The organism is Nonomuraea diastatica (assembly GCF_004349015.1).
Taxonomy (GTDB): domain Bacteria; phylum Actinomycetota; class Actinomycetes; order Streptosporangiales; family Streptosporangiaceae; genus Nonomuraea; species Nonomuraea diastatica.
Window position 1 is genome coordinate 1 of sequence record NZ_SMKP01000316.1, and the last position, 6,552, is coordinate 6,552.

Sequence of the window (6,552 nt, forward strand, 5' to 3'; positions counted from 1 at the left end):
GGCGGGGGGTCCTCTTCGCGGCGCCGGTCGTTCCTGGGGGCGAACCAGTCACGCTCGTCGTTCGTACTCATGCTGCGCTCACTTCTTAGCCATCGAGTAGACGTCCTGAGGTGAGGCGGCGAGCTTGCGCGCGGCCTCCTCGTCCAGGCCGAGGTCCACCTCGGCCTCCGGCTGGTACGACTCCACGATGAAGGATTGGGGCATCCCGAACACGACCCGCGCTCCCGGCAGCGCCGACGCCGGCACCTCGAAGAAGTACCGGCCGCTGACCCAAATGTCCGGCTGCACCCAGACGTTCGACAGGGTCTGCGAGCTGTCCACCCGATCGGTGGCGCTGAACTTCTTGCCGTCCTCGGTCATCAGCACGGGCTGGCCCAGCTTGTACGGCTTGAGGCTGGACTTGGCCGAGGCGTTGACGACGAGGAAGAGGTGGTCGGTGCCGATGGTCTTGTCGGTGACGCTCCTGATCGACTTGGCGGTCAGGTACGAGTCGACCCGCACCGTGAACCGCTTGGCGTCCACGTCCTCGCCCTTGTCGCCCACGTAGGTCAGCGGCAGGCTCTGTTCGCCCTCGTCGAGGTACATGGTCTGCAGCATGATGGCGGCCCCGGCCAGCGCGAGCCCGGCGACGGCGCTGAGCAGCCGCGAGGCGTTGGCGGGGCGGCGTCCGGCTCGCCGGCCGCGGCGGGTGGGCGCCGCGGATGATCTTTGCTGCGTGGCGGTCACACTGCGTCACCTTCCTTGACCGACAGGGTCACCCGGGCTTTGATCTCGGGAAGGTATTTGTCGCCTGCTTCGGTGGCGACCATCTTCCAGCGGGGGGTGACGTTGTTCCAGTCGGATTCCCACTCGAAGGCGGCCACGTCGAGGGTGATCTTCTCCGGCGGCTGATCGGTGTCCTTGAGCTGGTAGCGCAGGATGACCTGGCTGGTGACCCCGGGGTGGAGCTGGCGGGTCTCGTCTCCCTTGCTCCGGGCGAAGACGTTGGGGCCGGCGTCCTTGGGGAAGGCCGGGTCGATCTTGACGAGCGAGCCGGCGAAGGACGCGAGGGTGAAGGCGGACTCGATCTTCTGGGGCGGGCTGCCGACCGAGGCGGTCTCGTCGCCGTTGTTCTTGACGTCGAAGACCACGTCCACGAACCGCTTGTCCTCTTCGAACTGCGTCCGGGCACGCTCCACCGTCACGCGCGACCCGACGACCTTGGTGGTGAACTGGCCCTGGTCGATCACCGCGCCCTGGCCCAGCGCCTCCGGCTCTTCCGGGGCCTCGCGCAGACCGCCCAGCATGGCGGTGATGCCGACGGCCGTGAAGGTCGTCAGGGCGAGTGCGGGCACCACTACGGGGCGTCTGGCCCTGTCACTGCTGCCGCCGGAGGGTTCCGTCATGGATAAGGATGGTAATAGGTCTCGCTTGTCTCATCTGCCGCAATGCTCCCATCGGACTGGTCGAATTGCCGAGAAACCCTGCCACTACGGGGGTTGCAACTCATACGCTGGCACGGAACGGAAAGGGCTGACCCCAACTCCTAATGACATATCGGCGGCCGGAGGGTCACGTGGCGGACGTGCATCCCGAGCATGCCCAGCTCCAGGCGGACCGCATCTACCTGGGCTGGCAGTACATCCTGCTGCATCCCGACCCGGGCCCGCCCCCGAAGCGCCCGTCACCCGTCGAGGAGCAGCCCCCCGCCGACGAGGACGACCCCGCCCGGCTCGAGATCCTGCGTCGCGAACGCCTCCAGGAGGACATGCTCAACCGGCCCGTACGCCTCTTCCGCACGTTCATGCTGGTGGTGACCGCGCTGATCCTGGCCGCCGCGGTGGCGGGCTACCTCGCGTGGTCGTTCGCGCTGCTCGGCGTGGTGGCCGCCGGCGGCGTGGCGGGCATCTGCACGTTCGCGCTGCTGCAGGGCGACAGGGCGGTGAAATACCGGGTGCTTGAGCAGCAGGCCAAGGACGAGCGCCAGCGCCGCGAACGCGACAGGGAGCTGTACCGCGCGCAGGAGGAGCACGCCCAGCGCTACCGCGAGTGGCAGGAGTCGAAGGACCGCCACGACAAGCAGCTCACCTGGTACGCCGTCGCCGTGCCCGACGAGCTCGACCGCATCGACGTGGCGGGCGGCACGTTACCCGGGTGGTCGGCGCTGATCACCCTGCTCGGGGCGACCCGCCTCTACAGCGGCGGCCACCTGACCGTGCTCGACCTGTCCGAGGGCGCGATCGCCAAGGACCTGATCGAGCTGGCCCGCAAGGGCGGCGACGACCCGCTGGTCTGGGTGCTCCCCGTCGACCTGCCCAAGCTCGACCTGGGCGCCACGCTCAGGCCGGAGGCGTTCGCCGACGTGCTGGCGCACGTGGTGAGCGTGAGCGAGGAGCACCGCAGCACGCGCGACCTCAGCTTCGACAACGCGATCCTGGAGCGGGTGCTCGAAGTGCTCGGGGAGAACGCCACGATCAGCCAGGTCACGGCCGCGCTGCGGGCGCTGGCGCAGGTGGGCGACCCGCGCGACGACCTGAGGTTCGGGCTGATCACCGCGACGCAGCTGGAGCGCATCGGCACGCTGTTCGGCCGCGGGGTGAGCGACCGCGTGGTGATCGAGCGGGCCTGGGCGCTGGAGTCGCAACTGCGCAAGCTGGAGTCGCTCGGCACGGAGGCCGTACGCCTGCCGCCCGCCAGGCTCCGCGTGGTGAGCATGGACCGCCAGGCGGGCGTGTTCGGCAACCGGGTGCTCGGCACGTACGTGGCCACCGCGCTCACCCACATCCTGCGCCAGTCGCCCGCCTCCGACCGGCCCTGGTACCACACGATCATCGTGGCGGGCGCGGACAAGCTGAGGGGCGACGTGCTCGACCGGCTGATGGACGCCTGCGAGACCTCGCGTACGGGGCTCGTGCTGACCTACCGGTCGCTCACGCCGACCGTACGCGAGCGGCTGGGCCGCGGGCACGCCGCAGTGGCGTTCATGCGGCTCGGCAACGCCGAGGACGCCCGGGTCGCCAGCGAGCACGTCGGCACCGAGCACCGGCTGGAGCTGGCACAGCTCACCGAGACGATCAGCGACTCGCTGCCGGGGCTCGACGGCGGCTACATCTCCACGGTCGCGCAGGTGGAGGACGCCAGGGACGACCGCGACGAGAGTCACGACCTCGCCGGCGACATCACGGAGTCGACCGAGTGGGGCAGGACCGCCGACAAGATCTCGGAGAAGGAGCGGGTGTTGCAGCGCTCGCGCGAGTTCCTGGTCGAGCCGCACCAGCTCCAGCAGCTGCCCACCACGTCCGTGATCGTCACGGACGCGACCGCCCAGGGCAGGCGTGTCCGACTCGCCGACGCCAACCCGGCCATCCTGGCCTTCCCCAAGACCACTCTCGGCGAGCTGGAGCACGTGCGCGACGCCGTGCTCGCGCTCGACCCGCGCGCTCAGGAGGGCGACGAAGAGCCTCCGCCGAACCTCGGGCCACCACCGCCACGCCTGGACTGGCGCAAGGGCAGGCAATGACATGGTCAATGTCAAGGCGACGAGCTGACGGTTGACGGAATTTAATAAAGAACCGTCTGTGGGGGAATGAAATGCAGCCGAGCGTCTCGCTGAGCGGACCCTGGTACCGAATCCAGTCGATCGCGGCACCCTCGCGAAGCTCGTCGGCGGAATGGGATTTCGTCACCGTGCTTCCCGCGGTGCTGTCGGCGGCGCAGCGCGACCGGCCGTTCGTCATCGGGTGGCTGTCCAGAGGGTCGGGCGCGCCGCTGGAACTCATCACGAACGCGGGGCCGCTCTCGCCGCCACGCCAGCCGCGCAGGTCCACCGACGCGCCCGGCCGGCCGAGCGGGCCGCAGCCGCTGCTGTTCCCCGGCGGAGCGCGTGGCGTGCACCTCGACGAGGAGTACCTCGCCGATCTGGCGGACCTGGTGTGGACGCCGTGCCCGGGGCGGCAGGCGCCGCCTCTGGGCAGCAGGGGGCGAGAGTTGTCCGAGCTCGACCCCGACGAGCTGAAACGGCCGACGTTGTTCGAGTCGACGCTGGTGACGCTGATGTCGCGGCCCTTCGCGTGGCTGGTGGTGGCCGAGCCGACCGACCTGCTCGACGCCGAGGTGGCGCACCTGCGTACCCAGCTCAACGTGCTCAGGCAGTACGGCGACGCCTCCGAGCGCTCCCGCTTCGACGCCGAGCGCGCCGAGCGCCGCATGCAGGAGCTGGACGCCTTCCGCGAGGCGGGGCTCTGGAACGTGCGCTTGCTGGCCGGCGGCGCCACCGCCGACGAACTGCGGCAGATCGCGCCCGTGCTCGTCGGGTCCGTCGAGATGAGCCACCACCCGTACCGGCTGCGCAGCTCGCACGGCGCCGTCTACGCGCTGTCGGAGGCCCTCGCCATCACCATGCAGGACCCGGCCGACGGGGCCGCGGCCCCGTTCGCCGCGACCGCGGGCGCGCTGGCCGCGCTGGCCGGGCTGCCCCGGCGGGAGGTGCCGGGGGTGCGCGTGCTCGACTCGGGCTTCTTCGACGTGACGTCCGAGGCCGATGCGGGTGAGCTGGAGCTGGGCGAGATCCTCGACGGTCAGGACAGGGGCGTCGGCACGTTCCAGGTGCCGCTGGCCACGCTCAACCGGCACGCCTTCATCACGGGCGCGACCGGCTCCGGCAAGTCGCAGACCGTCAGACACCTGCTGGAGCAGCTCAGCAGGGCGCGCATCCCCTGGCTGGCCATCGAACCGGCCAAGTCGGAGTACGCCGCCATGGCCGGCCGGATCGACGACCCCCTCACGGTGATCAACCCGTCGGCGCCCGGCGGCGTGCCGTTCAGCATCAACCCGCTCGAACCCGAGCCCGGCTACCCCGTCCAGGCTCACATCGACATGGTCAGGGCGCTCTTCATGGCGGCGTTCGACGCCGAGGAGCCGTTCCCGCAGATCATGTCGCTGGCCCTGCAGCGCGTCTACGAAGCCACCGGCTGGGACGTGGTCACGGGCGGCGCCGTCCCCGGCGCGAACGTCCCGCCCAGCGTGCCCACCCTCGAACAACTCCAGCAGCACGCCATGGACGTCATCAAGGAGATCGGCTACGGCCGCGAGGTCCAGGCCGACGTCGAGGGCTTCATCTCGCTCCGGCTGCGCTCGCTGCGCGTCGGCTCGGCGGGCCGCTTCTTCGAGGGCGGCCACCCCGCCGACATCGGCGGCCTGCTGGAGCGCGACGTCGTGCTGGCCATCGAGGACGTCGCCAACGACGAGGACAAGGCGTTCCTCATGGGCACGCTGATCATCAGGATCGTCGAGCACCTGCGCATGCGGGCCAGGCGGGAGAAGTCGCCCGAGCTGCGGCACGTCATCGTGATCGAGGAGGCGCACCGGCTGCTGCGCGACCGTGGCCACGGCCGGGCCTCCACCCACGCCGTCGAGCTGCTGGCCGGCCTGCTCGCCGAGATCAGGGCGTACGGCGAGGGCATCGTGGTCGCCGAGCAGATCCCGACCAAGCTCATCTCCGACGTCGTCAAGAACACCGCACTGAAGGTCGTGCACCGGCTGCCCGCCGAGGACGACAGGAAGCTCGTCGGCGCCGCCATGAACCTCAGTGACGAGCAGTCCCGTCACGTGGTCTCGCTGCAGCCCGGCTCGGCCGCCGTCTTCGCGGACGGCATGGACCGGCCGCTGCGGGTGCGCGTGCCGCTGGGGGAGTCCAGGGAGAAGGTCGTGCCGGGACCGCCGCCGCCCATCCGCGGCCGCAGGTCGGCGGCGTGCGGCAAGCAGTGCCGCACCGGGCAGGCGTGCACGCTGGTCGAGCTGCGGGAGGCCGACGTGCTCGCCGACGCGCCCGAATGGGCCTGGCTGCGCATCTGGTGCGAGACGGTCGTGCTCGCGTTCGTCAGCAACCGGCCGCTGCCCGGCGTGCCGCGCGCGTTGTCGGCCGCCTGGGCCGATCTGCCGGCGCGGCGCAGGGAGTGCCTGCTGGCCACCCTGATCGAGCGCTCGGTGCAGCGGCGCGCCTGGTCGCTGCGGAGCTGGTTCGACCCGGCGCTGCTGACGGAGAAGGCCGCGGAGACGGCCACGCGGCTGCTCTCCGCGCTCGACAGCGGCGGCGAACGGCCGGGGGCGTCGTGGGTCATCCCGCAGGTGCGCTGGCTGCACGAGGTGGACCGGCTCTTCCCGTACGGCCGCCCGGCCCCCGACCTGCGCACCCCGGCGCCGCCCATGGAGTACGCCCTGTTCCGCCAGCCGAACGGCAACGGCGTCGGCGACCTCGCGCCGGCCGAGCTGCTCGGCCACCGGGCCAAGGCGCTGCGCCACCACCCGCTGTCGATGGAGGTGGACCGCAACAGGGAACTGGCGTGGCGGGTGATCCTCGGGGACGACGAGAACGAGTCCGTGCAGCGGGACGTCACGACGGTCGCCATCGGCATCGAGTCGTCGGCCCGGCTCCGGCACGTCGCGCAGACGATGGGGGCCGGATGGCTGGAAGGGGTGTTGTCGTGGCCGCGCCGCTTCGTGCTGCCGTTCGACCACGGCGGCGTCCCGGAGCTGTCTCTTATACAAATCTGACGCTGCGACGAACCCTAGGGT

The 6,552-nt window shown here is 70.8% G+C and carries 4 protein-coding genes; 2 read left to right on the forward strand and 2 right to left on the reverse strand.

Annotated features, from left to right (window positions below; all coding sequences use genetic code 11):
- Positions 1-78: 78 nt before the first annotated feature.
- Complete coding sequence (locus E1294_RS50380) at positions 79-726, reverse strand: hypothetical protein (RefSeq protein WP_132519975.1); 648 nt, start codon at positions 724-726, stop codon at positions 79-81.
- Positions 723-1,385 carry a DUF4352 domain-containing protein gene (locus E1294_RS50385; protein WP_132519978.1) on the reverse strand — a complete coding sequence of 221 codons (663 nt, stop codon included), beginning with the start codon at positions 1,383-1,385 and terminating at the stop codon, positions 723-725. The genes E1294_RS50380 and E1294_RS50385 overlap by 4 nt, the downstream gene beginning before the upstream one ends.
- Positions 1,386-1,555: 170 nt before the next feature.
- On the opposite strand from E1294_RS50385, the gene E1294_RS50390 reads away from it, so the two are divergent.
- Together E1294_RS50390 and E1294_RS50395 are read left to right on the forward strand one after the other, a co-directional pair.
- Positions 1,556-3,499, forward strand: coding sequence for a hypothetical protein (locus E1294_RS50390; protein ID WP_165977940.1), 1,944 nt, complete (start codon positions 1,556-1,558; stop codon positions 3,497-3,499).
- 167 nt (positions 3,500-3,666) lie between these two features.
- Positions 3,667-6,531 carry an ATP-binding protein gene (locus tag E1294_RS50395; RefSeq protein WP_246083857.1) on the forward strand — a complete coding sequence of 955 codons (2,865 nt, stop codon included), beginning with the start codon at positions 3,667-3,669 and terminating at the stop codon, positions 6,529-6,531.
- Positions 6,532-6,552 lie beyond the last annotated feature (21 nt).

Bases quoted from the DNA above. Each gene is read 5' to 3' on its own strand.
- E1294_RS50385 (WP_132519978.1), bottom strand. From the start codon at position 1,385: ATGACGGAACCCTCCGGCGGCAGCAGTGACAGGGCCAGACGCCCCGTA.